Source organism: Qingrenia yutianensis (assembly GCF_014385105.1).
Taxonomy (GTDB): Bacteria; Bacillota; Clostridia; order UMGS1810; family UMGS1810; genus Qingrenia; species Qingrenia yutianensis.
In genome coordinates, this window is sequence record NZ_JACRTE010000008.1 from 22,976 (window position 1) to 40,886 (window position 17,911).

The 17,911-nt window shown below is 41.6% G+C and carries 20 protein-coding genes and 1 pseudogene; 15 read left to right on the top strand and 6 right to left on the bottom strand.

From position 1 onward, the window contains the following. The first annotated feature begins 89 nt into the window (after positions 1–89). From H8706_RS07775 to H8706_RS07840, 14 genes are all read left to right on the top strand, one after another. Positions 90–275, top strand: coding sequence for an H-NS histone family protein (locus H8706_RS07775; protein ID WP_262432155.1), 186 nt, complete (start codon positions 90–92; stop codon positions 273–275). Then, positions 272–1,033: a hypothetical protein gene (locus H8706_RS07780; protein ID WP_262432156.1), complete on the top strand. Its 762-nt coding sequence runs from the start codon at positions 272–274 to the stop codon at positions 1,031–1,033. The genes H8706_RS07775 and H8706_RS07780 overlap by 4 nt, the downstream gene beginning before the upstream one ends. Further along, positions 1,030–1,803: a hypothetical protein gene (locus tag H8706_RS07785; protein WP_262432157.1), complete on the top strand. Its 774-nt coding sequence runs from the start codon at positions 1,030–1,032 to the stop codon at positions 1,801–1,803. The genes H8706_RS07780 and H8706_RS07785 overlap by 4 nt, the downstream gene beginning before the upstream one ends. Before the next feature lie 12 nt (positions 1,804–1,815). Next, on the top strand, positions 1,816–4,179 hold the full coding sequence (locus H8706_RS07790; RefSeq protein ID WP_262432158.1) for a C40 family peptidase: 2,364 nt from the start codon (positions 1,816–1,818) through the stop codon (positions 4,177–4,179). Between the two features lie 30 nt (positions 4,180–4,209). Then, positions 4,210–4,479: a DUF4315 family protein gene (locus tag H8706_RS07795; RefSeq protein WP_178471666.1), complete on the top strand. Its 270-nt coding sequence runs from the start codon at positions 4,210–4,212 to the stop codon at positions 4,477–4,479. Next, entirely contained in the window at positions 4,460–5,098 is a 639-nt protein-coding gene (locus H8706_RS07800) for a DUF4366 domain-containing protein (protein ID WP_262432159.1), read from the top strand. Before H8706_RS07795 ends, H8706_RS07800 begins: the two co-directional genes overlap by 20 nt. A gap of 105 nt (positions 5,099–5,203) precedes the next feature. Further along, entirely contained in the window at positions 5,204–5,470 is a 267-nt protein-coding gene (locus H8706_RS07805; protein ID WP_177526173.1) for an AbrB/MazE/SpoVT family DNA-binding domain-containing protein, read from the top strand. Continuing rightward, a complete protein-coding gene (locus H8706_RS07810) occupies positions 5,463–5,726 on the top strand; it encodes a type II toxin-antitoxin system RelE/ParE family toxin (RefSeq protein ID WP_177526172.1) in 264 nt (87 codons plus the stop codon). Before H8706_RS07805 ends, H8706_RS07810 begins: the two co-directional genes overlap by 8 nt. A gap of 68 nt (positions 5,727–5,794) precedes the next feature. Beyond that, entirely contained in the window at positions 5,795–7,588 is a 1,794-nt protein-coding gene (locus tag H8706_RS07815) for a DNA topoisomerase 3 (protein WP_262432160.1), read from the top strand. A gap of 2 nt (positions 7,589–7,590) precedes the next feature. Continuing rightward, complete coding sequence (locus tag H8706_RS07820; protein ID WP_262432161.1) at positions 7,591–8,763, top strand: antirestriction protein ArdA; 1,173 nt, start codon at positions 7,591–7,593, stop codon at positions 8,761–8,763. Continuing rightward, positions 8,763–11,111 (top strand): LPD25 domain-containing protein, encoded by a 2,349-nt coding sequence (locus H8706_RS07825; RefSeq protein ID WP_262432162.1) that lies wholly within the window; start codon positions 8,763–8,765, stop codon positions 11,109–11,111. Before H8706_RS07820 ends, H8706_RS07825 begins: the two co-directional genes overlap by 1 nt. Continuing rightward, positions 11,108–11,299 (top strand): transposon-transfer assisting family protein, encoded by a 192-nt coding sequence (locus H8706_RS07830; protein ID WP_262432163.1) that lies wholly within the window; start codon positions 11,108–11,110, stop codon positions 11,297–11,299. Before H8706_RS07825 ends, H8706_RS07830 begins: the two co-directional genes overlap by 4 nt. 2 nt (positions 11,300–11,301) lie before the next feature. Further along, entirely contained in the window at positions 11,302–13,014 is a 1,713-nt protein-coding gene (locus H8706_RS07835) for a YodL domain-containing protein (RefSeq protein WP_262432164.1), read from the top strand. Next, positions 13,011–13,382, top strand: coding sequence for a cysteine-rich VLP domain-containing protein (locus tag H8706_RS07840; protein WP_262432165.1), 372 nt, complete (start codon positions 13,011–13,013; stop codon positions 13,380–13,382). Before H8706_RS07835 ends, H8706_RS07840 begins: the two co-directional genes overlap by 4 nt. A 165-nt stretch (positions 13,383–13,547) precedes the next feature. On the opposite strand, the gene H8706_RS07845 is transcribed toward H8706_RS07840, so the two are convergent. After that, positions 13,548–14,060 carry an SLOG family protein gene (locus H8706_RS07845; protein ID WP_262432166.1) on the bottom strand — a complete coding sequence of 171 codons (513 nt, stop codon included), beginning with the start codon at positions 14,058–14,060 and terminating at the stop codon, positions 13,548–13,550. A gap of 174 nt (positions 14,061–14,234) precedes the next feature. On the opposite strand from H8706_RS07845, the gene H8706_RS07850 reads away from it, so the two are divergent. Further along, positions 14,235–14,579, top strand: coding sequence for a helix-turn-helix domain-containing protein (locus tag H8706_RS07850; protein ID WP_262432167.1), 345 nt, complete (start codon positions 14,235–14,237; stop codon positions 14,577–14,579). 65 nt (positions 14,580–14,644) lie between these two features. Here H8706_RS07850 and H8706_RS07855 read toward each other — a convergent pair whose 3' ends face one another. From H8706_RS07855 to H8706_RS07875, 5 genes and pseudogenes are all read right to left on the bottom strand, one after another. Continuing rightward, positions 14,645–14,974, bottom strand: a complete 330-nt coding sequence (locus H8706_RS07855) for a DUF6050 family protein (protein WP_262432168.1) — start codon at positions 14,972–14,974, stop codon at positions 14,645–14,647. After that, a complete protein-coding gene (locus H8706_RS07860) occupies positions 14,971–15,552 on the bottom strand; it encodes a hypothetical protein (protein ID WP_262432169.1) in 582 nt (193 codons plus the stop codon). The genes H8706_RS07855 and H8706_RS07860 overlap by 4 nt, the downstream gene beginning before the upstream one ends. A 93-nt stretch (positions 15,553–15,645) precedes the next feature. Next, on the bottom strand, positions 15,646–16,971 hold the full coding sequence (locus H8706_RS07865; protein ID WP_262432170.1) for a relaxase/mobilization nuclease domain-containing protein: 1,326 nt from the start codon (positions 16,969–16,971) through the stop codon (positions 15,646–15,648). Beyond that, positions 16,932–17,261, bottom strand: coding sequence for a MobC family plasmid mobilization relaxosome protein (locus H8706_RS07870; RefSeq protein ID WP_262432171.1), 330 nt, complete (start codon positions 17,259–17,261; stop codon positions 16,932–16,934). Before H8706_RS07870 ends, H8706_RS07865 begins: the two co-directional genes overlap by 40 nt. A gap of 273 nt (positions 17,262–17,534) precedes the next feature. Then, positions 17,535–17,891: pseudogene (locus H8706_RS07875) on the bottom strand (helix-turn-helix domain-containing protein). Positions 17,892–17,911 lie beyond the last annotated feature (20 nt).

A 17,911-nucleotide genomic window follows, 5' to 3' on the forward strand; every position in this document is an offset into this window, starting at 1 on the left:
GCAGTAAAAAAACGGTGTGGTATTTGTGTGTAAACTTAAAAAGTTTTCCATAAATTCCATACCTCAAAACATATATCGAGGTGAGGCGATTGGATAATGAAAAAGTAAATTCAAGCGGCTGCTTGGATAAAACCGCATTTGAAGCGATAAAGAATGTTCGGCGTGAGGAACGCAAAAAGCTGATTGCGGAAATAAAAGAGCTCGCCGCAAGGTACGGCTATGAAATTGACTGCCGTATAGATTTGAAAGAAATTAAGGAGGCGGATATGGTATGACAACAACCGATTGCACAACAGATTACGGCGAATATGAAAGATATTCGGACGATAGGCTCTTTCACGGCGCCGGTCTTAAAATTGACCGCAGCGTTTATTATAAAGGTGATTGCGATATTTCGGACTTAATAACAAAATCCGTAAAAGAGGTTGAGAATTTGCGTGATGAAAGTATCGGCAAAGAAAACGCGGCATACGAAAAGGTGTTACAGGCGGTTGCGGAATGGGAAAAGTCGGCGCTTGTTACCAAAAGACATAAACGGGCGCTTGAATATCTGACTGCGCCGCCTATCGAACATACAAGCAATCAATGGACTGTTGATGATTACGATTACAAAGTGCGCAGCAATATGGTTTATCTTATGAAATACAGAATTGACAAGCGGCAGAGCCGGAACGGAACAATAAAATGGGACGTTGAATTAAGTGTTAAAACTCAAAGCGTACAATGGCAAAGCGCTGTTATACTTGAACGCCGTGAGAAAACATTTTCAAGCGAGGAATCCGCACAAAAGTATATCGACGGCAAAATTAAAGCCTATGATTACTTGTTTACGGAAATATCCCCCGTTATTCCCGATATTGATAAATCCCATTTTTGTGTGAACGGCGTATTGCTGCCGGGATATACAACAGTTTCTATGCAGAAAGAAAAAGAGAAAAAGGCGTCAATCCGAAAACAGTTAAATGAGCTGAAAGCAGATAAGCCTACGGAACGGAAACAGTTAAAAACTCGCACAAAGGAGGTCAGTATATGAGAAAAGGAAACGATTATACGGTGTATGACAATGATACGCTTACACCGGGTTATAAGGCTAAAATCGAGCATACCGTGTATAGCGGCAGTGAGTCCGATTTGTCAGACCTGTTAAAATTAACGGTTGGCGATATTTCCGCTTTGAAAGAAAAAAACATTGCACAGGAACAGGCGGCATACGAAAAAGCTATCGACGCCTTAAAGGATTGGGAAGCGCTTGCGGCAAATACGAGAAAATATGAAAAGGCGCTTGATTATAAAAATGTGCCGGAGGTTTCGCATACCTCAAACAAATGGGAAAAGGACGGCACTGACAGGTTTACCATAAGCAACAAGGTATATAAAATGACTTACAATATATATGAGCGTTCAAGCTGGCGGAACGATACCGTAAAATATGATGTCAGGTGGAATATTTACACAAACAGACCCGATTATACAAATGCATACAAGGTTGCAGGTCAGGAACGGGTGTGTGCTACACGCGTGGAAGCCGAGAAATACATACAAGGCAGAATTAAGGCGTATTTGCACTTGTTCACGGAAATATCGCCGCCTATACCGAAAGATTTGGAAAAATCCTTTATGGTACACGGTTATTTATTGCCGGGCTATGTTACGGAGGAAATGCAGAAAGCAGAGGCGGAAAAAGCGGAAAAGCCGGCAGAGAAAAAGCCGTCAATCCGAAAGCAGTTAAATGAGCTGAAAGCCGACCAAAAGAAAAATCCGCAGGAGCTGCAGAAAACACGCCCCGAAAATGAAATCGGATAAGGCGGTGTCTATATGCGGAATGATAAAGAATTTAAGGCGAAAAACCGTGATGAAAGCTATGTAAAGGATAAACGCCCGGATATTCAGCTTGGACGGCATACAAAGGCAGAAAAGCAAAAACCGCCTCTTACACCGTCAAAGAAAAACCGTATGTATCGGGCAAGGCAAACTGAAAACACGGCTGCTAATTCCGAAAATACTTCTGCTGAAGCAAAGATTGATATTTCCGTTTCTAAAACAGCAGATAATAATGCTCCCGTTCCGGCAGACAACACGGCTCAATTTACCGACAGGAATATTGAGCCGACCGAAACGGAAAATATATCACAGGATATTCAGCCGGATATTCCGAAAGCCGGGCCTTCCTATTCCTCTGCCGCAAAGAAAAAGAAATACCGCAGTAAAATGTATCGTATGCAAAAGCAGACGAAAGGCGTTAATTACAATTTTGCAGAGCAAACGCAAAAATCAAACGACTACGATATTTCCGAAAAGGCACAGGAAAACAAAACGGAATTTTCAAAAAATACGGATATAGATTTTTCGGAAAGCAAAGCCGAAAGGGACAGTAATATTCCGTTTGACAGCGTGAGGGACACAAAAACCGAAACGGATAAAAAAACTTACTCTAAAAAGCGGCAAAAGCTGTCTTTTGATAAATCGGATAAAACCGAAAATGCTGAATCGGCTTCATCAGCCGATAACACAAAATCCGATACACCTAAATCCGACAGCGGCGACACTCCTTTTGACAGGGTAAACAGGCACGTTGAAAAGTATGAGAAAAAGGCGGAAAAAGCAAAATCCAAAGCTGAAAAAGCCGAACAAGATTTACCGCACAAAAGGAAAATCAAACGCAAGCGGCTGTATGACGAGCAAAATCAAAAGCCTAAAAACCGCTTGCAGTTTGAAAAAGAGGTCAGACCTCAATCGGATTTGTACCACCGATCCACCGTCAAGACAGGCAGTGATGCCTTGCAGCATACAGCGCTTAACAAACTTCATTCAAAGGTTGCAGAGGTTGAAAACGAAAACACGGGCGTCGAAGCGGCACACCAAACGGAGCAAAAGGCGGAAAGTCTTGCACGGTACAGCGTCAGAACGGCAAAATACATTGACGGTCAAAGAAAAGCTGCACCGTACAAAAAAGCTGCACGCTTAAAGGTCAAGGCGGAAAAAGCGGAAATTAAGGCGGCGTATGAAAAAACGCTTGCGGAAAATCCGTCGCTGAAAAAATCGGCGTTAAAGAAATTCCGTCAAAAACAGCAGATAAAGAAAAAATACCAAAAGGCAAAGCGAGCCGAACAGACGGCAAAGCAGGCAAAAAAGGCGGCACAGAACGCCGAGCGTGCAGCGTCAAGGCTCGCGGCTTTTGTATGGCGGCATAAAGCCGTTTTCGGTGTTATTCTTGCAATCGTACTTTTGATTGCTTGGCTGGGTACAGCTCTTTCCTCTTGTTCCGTTATCGGTACAACAGGATTTAATTCAATAATGGTATCGTCATACTTTGCGGAGGACGAGGATATTTATGCGGCTGAAAATTACTACAACGGTTTGGAGCAGAATTTGCAGAGCAAAATTGATAATATTGAAAATGAGTATTCGGGATATGATGAATACAACTACAATTTGGCCGGTATCGGACATAACCCATATGAGCTTATTTCATATCTTACAGCAGTATATCAGGATTTCAAATTCAATGACATTAAATCTGCTCTTGATACTTTATTCAATGCACAATATCATTTGCAGATTACCGAAACAAGCCGGCAGCAGACAGACGAGGACGGGAACGAATACACCTATAAAATTCTCAATGTTACACTTGTGAACGAGGGTATGACAACTACGCTCACGGCAGACCAAAGAGAGCTTTACGATATTTACCTTGTGAGCAAGGGAAACCGTGATTATCTGTTTGCGGACGATATTTATTCTAACATAACGCAAAACCCATATAATGATTACACAATACCGGGTGAAGCTCTTACGGACGAAACATTCCGAAAGCTGATAACCGAAGCCGAGAAGTATTTAGGCTATCCGTATGTTTGGGGCGGCAGCAGTCCGCAGACTTCGTTTGACTGTTCGGGATTTGTTTGCTGGGTATTCAAAAACTCCGGCGTATATCCTCTCGGCAGAACAACGGCGCAGGGTATTTTCGACCAATGTACTCCCGTCAGACCGTCGGACGCAAAGCCCGGCGATATTATTTTCTTCACGGGGACATACAACAGCGGCTTCCCGGTATCGCACGTCGGTATTTATGTGGGTAACGGTATGATGATTCATTGCGGCAATCCCATTCAGTACGCAAGCGTCAACTCAAATTATTGGACGCAGCACTTTTACGCCTACGGGCGATTAAACTAAAAAATAAATTTAACGGAGGTATTTTATACAATGGCAACAGTAACAAAAATTGATAAGGACATTGCGGCGGCAAAATCAAAAATTGCGGAGCTGCAAAAGAAAATCAGAGAGCTTGAAACAAAGCGCGTCGAGGCTGAAAACTTGCAGATTGTCAAGCTGGTTAAGACGGTCAATATCGACAACAAGACCTTGACGGCACTACTCAAAGCCTACGCAACGGGCGAGTTTGAACTGCCCGAAAAATACAAGGCAGAGCTTGAAAACAAGGAGGACACGGATAATGAAAATGAACAGAATTAAATTTGCGGCGGCGGTATTTACCGCCGTTTTCGCTTTATCGGGAATGACGGCGTTTGCACAGAGTAACGCTCCGGCAGAAACACCTGCCGAAACCGTAATTGAGGACAACCGAACATTGACGCCAAAGGGCAACGCCCAGCTTGTAGATGATATTTCTGATAATGAAAATTTACAGTTTATCACCGTAACCGCACGGGACGGAAATGTTTTTTACTTCGTGATTGACAAGGGCGCACAAAGCGAAAATGTGTATTTTTTGAATACAGTTGACGAAAGCGACCTTGAGGCGCTCGCCCTAAAGTCGGACAAGAAACCGACAGCAACCGCAAAGCCGGAGCAGACGGAAAATACGGCTGAAACGGATTCAACAGAGAATGATACAAAAGATAAAAAAGATAAGACCGAAAAATCCGAACAGCCGGAGCAAAACCGGCAGAAAAACAATTCCGGCCTGTTTATTATTCTTGCACTTGCGGCGGCTGCCGGAATTGGCGGCTATTATTACAAGGTAATCTTGCCGAAAAAGAAACTTGAACAGGCGGACGATTTGGACGACTTCGATTTTGAGGACGAGGACACCGAAACCGTTGTAAACGAGGACGACGAAACGGACGAATAAAAAAATTATTAAATTTTTGATTTCCACTTGATTTTTTTCTGAAAATAGCATATAATATAAATGTAAGAAATTCAGAAAATCAGAAACATAGAAAGAGGTGTTTTTATGTTAGCGGAAATCAGAGGACGTTCCCAGATAACCATACCGTCGGAGATTATAAAAAAGCTCGGTATTTCGGAGGGCGATAAATTTGACATTATGGAAAGGGACGGCGGGATATTCCTTTGCCCTGTCGTTGTCTACCCGAAAGACAAAATTGCAAAAATCGCAAAAATACTGAAAGAGTCGGAAAATGATACGAAAACCCGGACAGCATTTGAAAGCGTTGAGGATATGTTTTCCGATATGGGGATTGATATAGACAATGTATAAGCTCAAATATACAAAGGAATTTGAAAGGGATTTGAAAAAGCTGTCTGCGGCGGAACAAAAGCAGACAGCAAATAAATTAAAGCTCTTAATGCAAAATCCCTTTTATCCGTCGCTTCGTACAAAAAAGGTACAGGGACTTGACAATGTGTTTGAAATGAGTGTCAATATGGATATTCGCATTTTATGGCGTTATGAAAACGGCGTTATAATTTTGCTGATAGACATAGGACATCACAAGGACATATTGGGACTTTAATTTAATATCAATCAAAACAGCACTCATTAACTTGGGTGCTGTTTTTGTGTTCAAAGGAGGAATTTAATTTGAAACTGATTATAGCGGAAAAACCGTCAGTTGCCCTTGCAATCGCAAAAGCGCTTAATATCAAGGGCAGCCGTGACGGATATATTGAAAACGGCGAATATATCATATCTTGGTGCGTCGGGCATTTGGCAGCGGCAGCGTTCCCGGAAGAATACGATGCAAAATATTCAAAGTGGAATTATGCGGATTTGCCTATCATTCCCGATAACTTCAAGTACAAAATTTACGGCGATAAGCAAAAGCAGTTTAATGTCGTCAAAAGCCTTATGACCGGAAAAGACGTGAGCGAGGTTATTAACGCCTGCGACGCAGGGCGTGAGGGCGAGCTTATTTTCCGGCTTGTTTACAATATGGCGAATTGCAAAAAACCTATCAAAAGACTTTGGATTTCATCAATGGAAAATGCAGCAATTCGTGAGGGCTTTGAAAACTTAAAGGACGGCAGCGAGTATGACAATTTGTATTATTCCGCACTTTGCAGAATGTGGGCGGATTGGATAGTCGGTATCAATGCAACAAGGCTGTTTTCGATTTTGTATAACAAGACCTTAAATATCGGCAGAGTGCAGACGCCTACGCTTGCATTGCTTTGTGATAGGCATAACAAAATAGCGTATTTCCGAAAAGAAAAGTATTTTACGGTTGAACTCACGCTCGGCGGCGTGAAAGCTGAAACCGAACGGCTTGACAATGAGAATACTGCAAAAGAAATTATAACGGCTTGTGAAAATTCACAGGCCGTTTGCGTTTCAGTAAGCAAAGAAACCAAAACCGAACAGCCGCCGAAGCTGTTTGATTTAACAACGCTGCAAAGGGCGGCAAACAGGATTTACGGCTATACCGCAAAGCAGACACTTGACTACGCACAGGCATTGTACGAAAAGAAACTTATTACCTATCCCCGAACGGACAGCAGATATTTGACTGAGGATATGGCGGAAACGGCAGCGGCGGTTATTCGTCTTGGCGCGGATATACCGCCGTTTGACAAAGCGCCCGATTTCTTCCCCGAAATATCCCGTATGATAAATAACGGTAAAGTATCAGACCACCACGCCATAATTCCCACGCTTGAAATTGAAAAGGCAGATTTGTCGGCAATCCCGACGGGTGAGCTGAATATCCTGAAACTTGTTTTTTGCCGGATAATTTCAGCGTCGGCGGAAAGTTATGTCTATGAAAATACTACGGCAGTTTTCGAGTGCGGCGGATATACCTTTACGGCAAAGGGCAAAGAAATTATTTCGGAGGGATTTCGTGCAATAGAAAAGCTGATATATCCAAAGACGGATAATGCGGAATCAGCGCCGCTTGTGAAATTCTATAAAGGACAGCTATTCGCAGGGGCAGCGCCGGAGCTTAAAGAAAAATATACGCAGCCTCCGAAACCGTACACGGAGGACACGCTGTTATCTGCAATGGAAACGGCGGGAGCAAAAGAAACCACCAACAGTGCAGAGCGTAAGGGACTTGGCACTCCGGCAACCAGAGCCGCCATTTTGGAAAAGCTGGTACAAACAGGATTTGTGCAGAGAAACGGACGGCAGATAACACCCACCAAAAACGGAATACTGCTTATTTCCGTTCTGCCCGATACTCTCATATCCGCGCAGCTCACGGCGGAATGGGAAAATCAGCTTTCTTTAATATCCAAAGGCAAATCAAGTCCGAAAGAATTTATGCAGGGCATTAAAAGTATGATAACCGAGCTTACAGAGCGATACCGTGAATTTGACAGCGCAAGAGAAAATCCGTTTAAGTCAGAAACCAAAAATAACAGCTTGGAGGTGTGATTATGCGTGAAGTTGACAAGCGATATTATAAAATCAATATAGCCGGCACAGAACATATTTTTACGAATGTTTACAGAGTCGGCGACCGTTATTCTGCATACGAAGCAGATAAAAACGGCAAGCCCGGTAAATTTCTTTACAGTCTGTCGCAGGCGGAAGTTGACCGAGCCGTAATATCGGGCAGCATTGATTTCAAAGAAAAAGATTACAGCTATATCTATAAAGGCTTTCTGGTAAACGCTGCCGAGTATGACGACGGAAATAAAGAAACCTCCGGCGTGTGGATATACTTTCCGGCAAAAGAAAACGAAGTCCGTACCGCGTTTGAAAGTATAGATCTTTCGCCGGACGCAGACAGCGGCAAATACTTTTTTGACGACTTCAAAAGCAATATTAAATCTATTGAAAGTCTGCTTGCTAAGGATTTATCTGTCGCCGATTTGCAGGACACCGCAGAAAAATTAAACGAGCTTCCAAACTATGAAATATTAAAGCTCAACGCCGTTATGGAAACAAACGCAAAATGTAATTCATTTGCGGAACTTACGGAATTTGCATATAACACCGACTATTATGATTTAATTTCCGACGCAAGCAATGTAAAGGAGCTTGGCATAAATCTTGTTTATTCCTCCGGGATATTTGAGAGCTTACCGACAATGTATAGGGACGCAATCGAGGCTGAAAACTTTGGCAGGTATATAGCCGAAGCGGAACAGGGTATTTTCACTTCCAAAGGCTACATTTCCCGTTCTGGCGACGAATGGCACAATGTTTGTTTGCAGAATTTTGAGCCGAAACCGTTAAAACAAAACGGCATTGACGACAGGCTTATTGACACAACGGAAATACTTGCGGTTGATTTGGATAGCTTTTTCCGCAGTTTAAGCGAAGATTACGGTTGGCTTGCAGGCGATCCCGCAAAGGCAAAAGATAAAATTGCATACGATTTGAGAAACGGCAGTACAGATGTTGTACGCCATCAGCTCGGCAGTTTTATGAAAGAGTATCATTTGGATAAATCGGATATACAGCCGTTTTTAAGCCGTATTGCAAGATTTGAAAAGTGCAAGGGCATTGAAAAAACAAAGCCGAACTCCATAAAAGAACAGCTAAAACAGGCGAAAAATTTACAGCAGCCGAAAAAATCAAAACATAGAGAGGAATGTTTGTAATGAATATTCCGATCACCGACAGTATAATGCGCATTGATACAAACAGAGATAATTTTAATATGCAGGATATTGAAAACCGCCGCTTTATGTTCAATCCGAAAACGGCAACGCTGATTTTAGGTTATCAGTACAAAAACGGCGAGCTTGTTTCATCACACGCGGGCGAATACGCAAGCGCAGGCACAGGCGAGCCGTTTGACGATTTTGTTCGCGGCTGGATAGGCACAAGCAAGGAATATACGGACGGGGTAATTCATTTTGCCCCGTCTGTTTCCGAAAAAAATATCACGCTTTTTGAAAAGGCGTTTGATACGCTTGAAATGTTTAAGAATAACGGAGCAAGAAAAAATACGGTTGTTCGTGGACTCGGCAGAGCTTGGGAGCAGCCTTTTTCAGATTTGATAAAGGAGGTCGATTTAATGGCAGAAAATATTTCATCGGTAACGCCCATTGAATTTACAGGCAAATCTCAAAAAGAGAAAGTTAAGGAAATTACCGACAAATTGGAGCAAGGCATTAAGGACTTGTTTAACAGCGACAGATACAAGGAGTATTTGTCGGCAATGTCAAAATTCCATAATTACAGCTTTCGGAATACAATATTGATTTTAATGCAGAAGCTGGACGCTTCGTACATAGCCGGTTTTAACACTTGGAAAAATGAATTTAAGCGTGCGGTCAGAAAGGGCGAAAAGGGTATCAAAATTCTTGCCCCTGCTCCGTACAAAAAAGAAATTGAGGAAACGGCACACGATAAAAACGGAAATCCGATATTGAACGCAGACGGCAGCAACAGAACAACCACAAAAACAATCACCGTTCCGGCGTTTAAGATAACAACGGTATTTGACCTGTCGCAGACGGACGGAAAAGAGATCCCCACAATAGCGAATCAGCTTACGGGCAATGTTGAGGACTACGAAAAGTTTTTCAAAGCGTTAAAGGAAATATCCCCCGTCCCCATTGAGCTTGAAAAGATAGACCGTGCGGCAAACGGATATTATCACCTGACCGAAAAAAGAATTGCCGTGCGTAATGATTTGTCGGAAATGCAGACGATAAAAACCGCCATTCACGAAATCGCCCACGCAAAGCTGCACGCACTTCCCGAAAAGGAAGAAAACGAGGTTATCGAGGACGACAGACCGGATAACCGCACCCGTGAAGTGCAGGCGGAAAGCGTTGCATATACCGTATGTCAGCATTTCGGAATTGACACTTCCGACTACTCTTTCGGGTATGTGGCAGGCTGGAGCAGCGGCAAGGAAACGGAGGAATTAAAGGCGTCGCTTGAAGTGATACGCACTACTGCGGACGAAATGATTACGGATATATCCGAAAAATTAAAGGAGCTTGAAAAGGAAAAATCCGTTGACTTAAATTCCGATATTTCCGCTTGGTACGCTGCGGAATTTTCGGACGACGAGATGAAAGATGAAATCTACACGGGTGTTTCTTTTCAAAAGCTGTATGATATGTTATCCTCTAATGATTTATATAGTATTATCGGAATTGACGATACAGTAGTCAGAGAACGGTGTTTTTCAAAACTTGCCGAGCTTATGCAGGTTGATTATTCGGTTATTTATGAAAAGTGGCTTAATGCGGAAATTCCCGATATGTTAAATCCCACAAAACAGCCGGTAGTTACAATTTTGTGGTCGGAAAGTCCGCATTTTGAAACGGGACAGAAAATGCCGCTTAACAAGGCTGATAAACTTTTTACATATCTTGACGAAAGCTATCCCGAAAATCAAGGCTACGATAAAACAAAATTCCGCATTGATTATATGTATAACGGCATGCGTGATAATTATATAGGCAGATACGATATAGGCGACCGAGAAAATGGGCTTATCAATCATATAGAAAATCATTTTAAGGGAAGTCTTACGCCGGAGTATTTGGAATCTGTACGGCAGGCAACAGGACAAAAGGGCGTCGATGAAGTGACGGACAGTGCAAATACGGCATTAAACCTTTTCGTTCCGTATCTGCGTCTGCATATCAGTATGTCTGAAATTGAGGAAACGGCAAATATGGCATTGAAAGATAAAACCGTTCCCGAAACGGATAAGGCGTATTACAGCGCAATGTGTGATTATGTTCACAACAGCAGAGTAACTTTGAATACTTCTCTCGGTGAGGTTAAATTGCCGGAGCCGCCGCAAAAAGAGGATTTTATCGGTACACCTACTATGGCAGAATCAGAGCAGAAAGCAAAGACGGCGCAGAAAACGGAAAAAAAGCCCTCAATCCGCAAGCAGCTTAATGAAGAAAAGGCTAAAACTGAAAAAGCGCCGAAAAAGCCGGCAAAATCAAGGAAAAAGGAGGATATATCACTATGACACAATTTTCGGACGAAGAAAAAAGCATAATCGGAATGTATAATACCGCTGACCGTGTGTGGCTTATCGTTAAAATCAAAGAAGCAATTCCGTATATTGAGGACACTGATTTGAAAGATACGGCGGCAGATATTGTTTCAAAATTGGTCGGTATGACCGATAAAGAGTTTGCGGATTTGGAGGTGTGATGATGGCGGAATTTTATTTTACGGCGGCAATCGCAAACGGCTACGAATACAGGAATACGCCGGATAATTACCGGCATTTTTTAATGGAATTACCCGTAAACAAAGAGGAACTGACATATATTTTTAAGGAAATCGGGCTTGAGCTTGACGCAAAGCCCGGTGAGTATATTTTTGAAATTGCGGATTTTTATTTACCCGGTGTCAATGCAAAAAGACTGTTCAAGGAAACCGAAAACATTGACGAGCTTAATTACTTGGCGGATATTTTATCTAATCTTGACGACAACAAATATCAGGTGTTTACAGCTGCGGTCGGGGCGCAGGAGCATACAAGGAGCGCTGCCGACCTTATAAACCTTGCCTTGAATACAGAGTGTTACAGCTTTATTCCCGATATATCCGACTATGACGACTACGGCAGATACAAGGCTGAAGAAAGCGGAATAAAAATCGGCGAGCTTGGCGATTTGGAGGACTTTGTGAACTTTTGGGACTATGGCGAATGGTGCAAAAAAGACAACAAAGCCGTATTTCTTGACAGCTACGGAGTTTTGGAAAAGGGCTGTGCGGAATTTACCGAAAAATACAACGGCGACTTAAATACAATTCCGAAAGAATATTCCATAACAACAGACGCATTATCGGAAATCGAAATTGAGGATTCTATGGGGCTGGCTGTTCGGATTGACGAGTATTTAAGGGCAAATCACCTCGACTATGACCGTGTGTATTCTGAAATTATTGAAATGCAGCAGGACTTGTCGGACAATATTCTGCACGGTAAAACTCACAGATTAAAACAGGTTTTTAATGAAATGGGCTTGACCTCTGCCGATGAGCCGTATAAGAGCCTGTGCGAATTTGAGAAAAACTATCCGAAAAGGCTTTTTATGATATATCAGCTCAAAGATGACGACAGCACAAGAGGACTGCGCTTTGAGAGCTTGGAGCAGATTAAAAAAGATAAGCAGCTGCCCGTTATCGAAAACTATGAGCTTATTTATTCCGCACAAATGAAAGCCGATACAACATTGGAAAGCATTTTCACGGAATTTAACACAAACCGCCCTTATGATTTTTACGGGCACAGTTTAAGCGTTTCGGATATTGTTGTATTGTCCGATAAGGGAAAAAATAACGCCTATTACTGCGATAAAGCAGGCTGGGAAAAGGTCGATAAATTTTTCGATTATGTTCACACACGCTCGGCGGCGATAAGCAATTACAAGGGTATGACGGCATTTGTCGGTTATGATAATAAGCTGTATTTGGGTAAAAGCGAAAAATATCTTTTCGGCGATAACGGCTTTGCATACTATGATAACAGCGATAAATCGCTCACCTACATAACGGATAATTTAACGCTTTACCCGTTCCTGTACGGAAGCGGCTGGGTATGCAGTCAGCAGGAAATGCTCGATAACGGCAGCTTTACAAAAGAAATTTATGCAGAGTTTGACAGACTGCAAAAGGGTGTATTATCTCAATTTGAACAGATAAGAGAAATACGATTTGCGGATAAGCCCTTTAATTATCTTGAAACGGCTGAAAAGCAGACAGAGCAAAATTATAATAAAATCGACGGCATTATCAATAATGAGCCGTCGGAGGATAGCAAAAAGCCCTCTATCAAGCAGCAGTTAAATCAAGCGAAAAAGGAGCAAGGCGAACGAGAGGACAAAAAACCGCCCTCGCACAAGCCGCCGGAGCTATGAACGACAGAATAGACCTTACTCCGAAACAAAGCAGAAAGGTAAACGCCCTTATAAAACGGCTATGCTGTAATTATGATAACGGAAATTGCATAAGGCTTGACGACGGCGATCCGTGCGTGTGCGTTCAATGTATTACTTATTCGCATATTATCTGTAAATGGTTTAGAATTGCCGTACTTCCGGCAGATAAGGATTTGTATATTGAGCTTGCAAGACCGAAAAATTCAAAAAACTGCGTTGTCTGCGGCAAAGGCTTTGTTTCAAAGGGAAACAGAGCAAAATACTGTTCCGTATGCAAAATATATGTACGGCGCAGAAAACAGGTGCAGTATCAGCAAAGGTACAAGAGAAACAAGGGTAAAGATTGAGCAAATAGGGCTTATGAAATGCCGTAAAATAAGGGATTTTAACCGTGAAAAATACAAGGGTAATACAATTTCCCTTGTACCCTTAAAAACAGACCTCTATTTGCTCAATCCAAAACACAAAAATACCGTGATATATTCTATCGAAAACGATAGGTGTATCACGGTTTATTTTTTTGTGTTGATTACCACGCATTTTTTGACAGCGTATTCGTATGCAAGTTTTGTACCGCTTTGCGGCTGATATTCTATTAAATCTTTACGGCTGTGTTTCCGCTTGGGCGGTACATAGTTTTCATCATAGAACACAATACAATATTTGCTTTTGTTTATCATTTCATAGTTTCGCTCTATATATGCGGCTTTTCCGGCGTCTATCATTTTTTCGGGATAGTATGTATCTTCAAAGCGTTCCAAAAGATAGTTTCGGTAAGAATCGTCTATGTACGGAAATTCAGCGCGCACATATATTCTTTTTATATGCGGATATTTTTCTTTCAGCTCCGTAACGATACTGTGGCATAAATCGTCAAAGCGGCTTTTGCTCCCGAACAAAAAAATATCGACGCCGTGCGTTGTGATTAAATCCTCAACAGCGTCATAAACAGCTTTTTTCAGTTCGTTTGTTTCTTTAATTTTCCTGTGCCCGAAAAAGCAGCAGCAATGTAATTTATCATTCATTATATCCATTCCTTTTGGTATGTACTTTTAGCATTATACCATTTTCCGCCCTTTAAGTCAAGTCAGAGGTTTAGTATTCATTATTACGGCACATTCTAAAATAAAGGTATTGAGTTTATAATAAATACTGTAAGCATTATTTTTTTAGATTTGCGATATGATAGGAGTGGTTGAATGAATAAATTTGATAAAAACAATGCTGAAATCGGCGAAAGAATAAAGGAAGTCAGATTAAAAAGAGGTATGACGCAGGAAACGCTGTCAGAGAAAGCCGGTGTTTGCAATCCCCAGCAGATAAGCAATATCGAAAGAGGTTTGTCGGGTATGTCTATTGCAAAGTTTAAGGATATTTGCACGGCACTTGACATTGACGCCGACTATATTCTTTTCGGTGTATCAACTCATAATGTTGAAACGATACTGAATAAGTACATTAAAGAAATGACAAACGAGCAGGCAACAAACCTTTTGGAAATGGTTAAGGCTTATGCAAAGACCTGCGGAATCGAGGAAAAGTGAATATTGCTATAAAAATACCGTGATACATTCTATCTTAAACGATAGGCGTATCACGGTTTATTTTTTTATGCGGTTATCAGCTTAACAGCCGTGTACGGCACATAGCAGACGGCGACAAGCAATTTCCATATTAAGATTATGCCGCCGATTACGGTGCCTATTGCTATGTTGGCAGCAGTCATAAAAATGCCGACGCCCGGATTTCCGATAAAGACCGGCAGTGTGAACATAAACCGTATTCCGAAAGGTATTCCGCAAAGCATTAAAAGATACATATAATTGACCGATCCGTTTGCTATGCAAAGCCCGGCGAACAGGTTATACAAAAGTATGGCGGTTATTATCGGAGCTATGCTCTTTTTGATAAACCGTATTAAAATATCCGTTCTCGTCATTTTTGAACACTCCTTGTCTGCGCTTCTTTGAGCAGCTTTCTTGCCTGTGTAAACATTACGGTATCGGCGGCGGGAATATCTAAATATATTCGGTCAATACCGATTTCCTCATTCGGAACATAGGTGGGATTTATTGTCTGATAGATTTTTGTGTATGCCTCTTTGAGTGCGGTATCATAATTTTTTGTGCCATTCTCAACCTCACATATCAAGTCTGACAAAAGAGTTTTTGCGGCCGCTTCCTTTTCCGCATAGTATTCAGGTCTTAAATAAACATCGCGGTAATATATGAGTGCATTCCGTGCGACAGCGGCTAAATCAAGATAACCGTAACCGTTTGTGTTCCCGGCAAGCACGGCGTTAAATACTGCGTTATGAGCATTGCACCAAGCAGGCTGATAACCTAAACCGTTTTGCACCTCATCAAGAATCGGGCTAATCAGATTTTCCGTTATTGCAATGCTTTCAGCCGTTGCGTTTTCCGGCGCACACTCGACCGGGATTTCTGCAGCGTATGCCGACTGTGTAATTGCGGCTAAAATTGCCGCTGCCGTTAAAAATGTTTTGATTTTCTTCATAAGGCTGTACCTCCTAAACCTTTTTAGTTATATTCATTATACCATATTACTTTTGCCGCGCCCAGCCCTATAAGGCTACATTTGCGCTACAATTTATTTTTCGATTTCGGGATTGCGTTCTCTCGGACGGTTAAGAAGCGTATCAACATTTGAACGGATAACCTCGATTTCGGCAGATTTTGATTTCAACTTTTTGTATTCCTCATACAGTTTCGCTTTCCGTTCCGACAGATCCCCGTTGTCCTTTATAAGAGTTTCAAGCGGCGGCGGATTTTTGCCTTTCAGATTTCTTTCGGCAGCCTCATATAAAATCAGTTCTCTTTGGAATTTTCGTGTAAAGCCTTCTTTGTTTTTTACCTTTTGCAGTTTCAGATATATAGGTCGATACTGACGATATATTTCAAGCTGTTTTATCAGTATCGCATTTTTGCCGATAGCTTTTTCGACCGCCTTTATCTTTTGTGCCGTACTGTCAAAATCGGAATGTATTTTATTTGCGGCAGCTTCTAAATCCTTATAGGTAGTCAGATTATTTTCGGTCAAGAAATTAAGTGTTCGGCTTGCCTGTTTCAGATTATATATTTTGCTCCAATGCTCATAGCCTTTGCTTTCCTGTGCCTTGATACAATTCTGAATGTCGATAATAAGGTTGATACGGCGGTTTTCTTTTTTCGGACGGTGTATAGCGTTCTTTGCAATGCATTCTTTTATAGAATCCTCTGTATAATAACCGCCCAGAGTTTTGCCCCGTATAAACCGTTCTCGCCCTGCGGCTCGGAATGAAATATATTTACCTTGTTTTACTTCATATCCGGCAATTTCCATACGCAGCAGAAAATCGGAATAGTCGAGCGACTTTCGGACAGCTCTGTCAATATCCGCTTTAAGCTGTGCCTTATAGCTTGTACCTTGTTTTGCCGCCGTATATTCGATATAGCTTTTGCCTTTATTCTCATTCTGCGGAATAACCGATAGCCCGTATTCCTTACAAAGACGGTCGCTTATTTTGCGTGTATCGTAATACCATTTTTTATTGATATGACTGTGTTTGTAATCAACAAAATTCACATCATTAAAAATGATATGGTTGTGAATATGCCCCCGGTCAATGTGCGTACTTAAAATGTATTCGTACTTGCCGCCCAGAATTTCATCAGCTAATTTTTTTCCGATTTCGTGAGCCTGTTCCGGCGTTGTTTCGCCCGGTGAAAATGATTGTATAAAGTGTCTTGCAAGATGACTTTCTTTGCTGTTGTCCTTTGCTTTTTTTCTCGTCCATTCAAACTCAATATCGGCAGTTTCGGGTGTGCAGCCGTATGAGTCGATAAGCAGCGTTCCGTCGGTCTTTTCGGGATTGCAGATATACTGAATTGCTTTTTTTAGCGTAGAGTTGATAGGAGTGTTCTTTGTAACCGCCATATATTCTGTAAATCCTCTTTTAATTCCTCAATATCGGTCATATACATGCTGCTTGTGGAATTAACACGCTTTGCAATCTGATTTATGTTTCTGCCGATCCTCTGCAATTCCTTATTCATAGCCTGAATGTCTTTCGTATCGGTGTATATGATATATCCGTCAATCGCCATTTTCCGCAAATATGCCCCGATTTGATTTGTCGGCACAAGCGACATTTTATGTTCAATCAGCTTTCGTTCCTCTGCCGTCACCCATATTTTCAGTTGTATATTTCTTTTCCTGTTTTTCATAAAAACCTCCGCATTTTCAGATTAAAGGGTTTGGGAATATCCCAAAAATATTTTTACGGCAATTTTAGAGAAATGACCGCCGTAAAAATCGTGAGTGGGTACTCACTCGCTTTGCTTGCTATTCCGTGAAAATTAGTTTTTCCCCTATATTCAATATCTGCTTAAAATCTTGATTTTGTTGCGCAAATTACGGTTAAAACCAATAAAAAAATAGCCTGTAATCGGCTATAATCTTCAAAAATGACTTTGCAATGACAAAAGGAAGCCGGAGACTTATTCCTCCGGCTCTTTGGCTTTCAATATTCCCTTCGCAGTAGCTGTCATAATTGTTAATTCCTTGCTGTTCATAGTATCAATCAGACTGTCGAGTTGTCGCCTTTGCGTTGACTTTTCAGCAGCATTATCAAGAAAAAAGAATTGATCAACTGAAATATAATAACGGGTTACAAGGTCATAAAATACCTGTAAACTTGGCTACTGTCCTTTATTCTCGATATTAGCAAGATAACGAGGAGAAATATATAGTGCGTCACTTACTTTTTTTCGGCTCTCTCCACGCTCGTTCCTTGCGGCCTTTATAGCTGCCCCGAAAGAACTAAAATCGTATAATGGTAATGGTCGCTTTGACATATTTGTTCACCCTATTATAT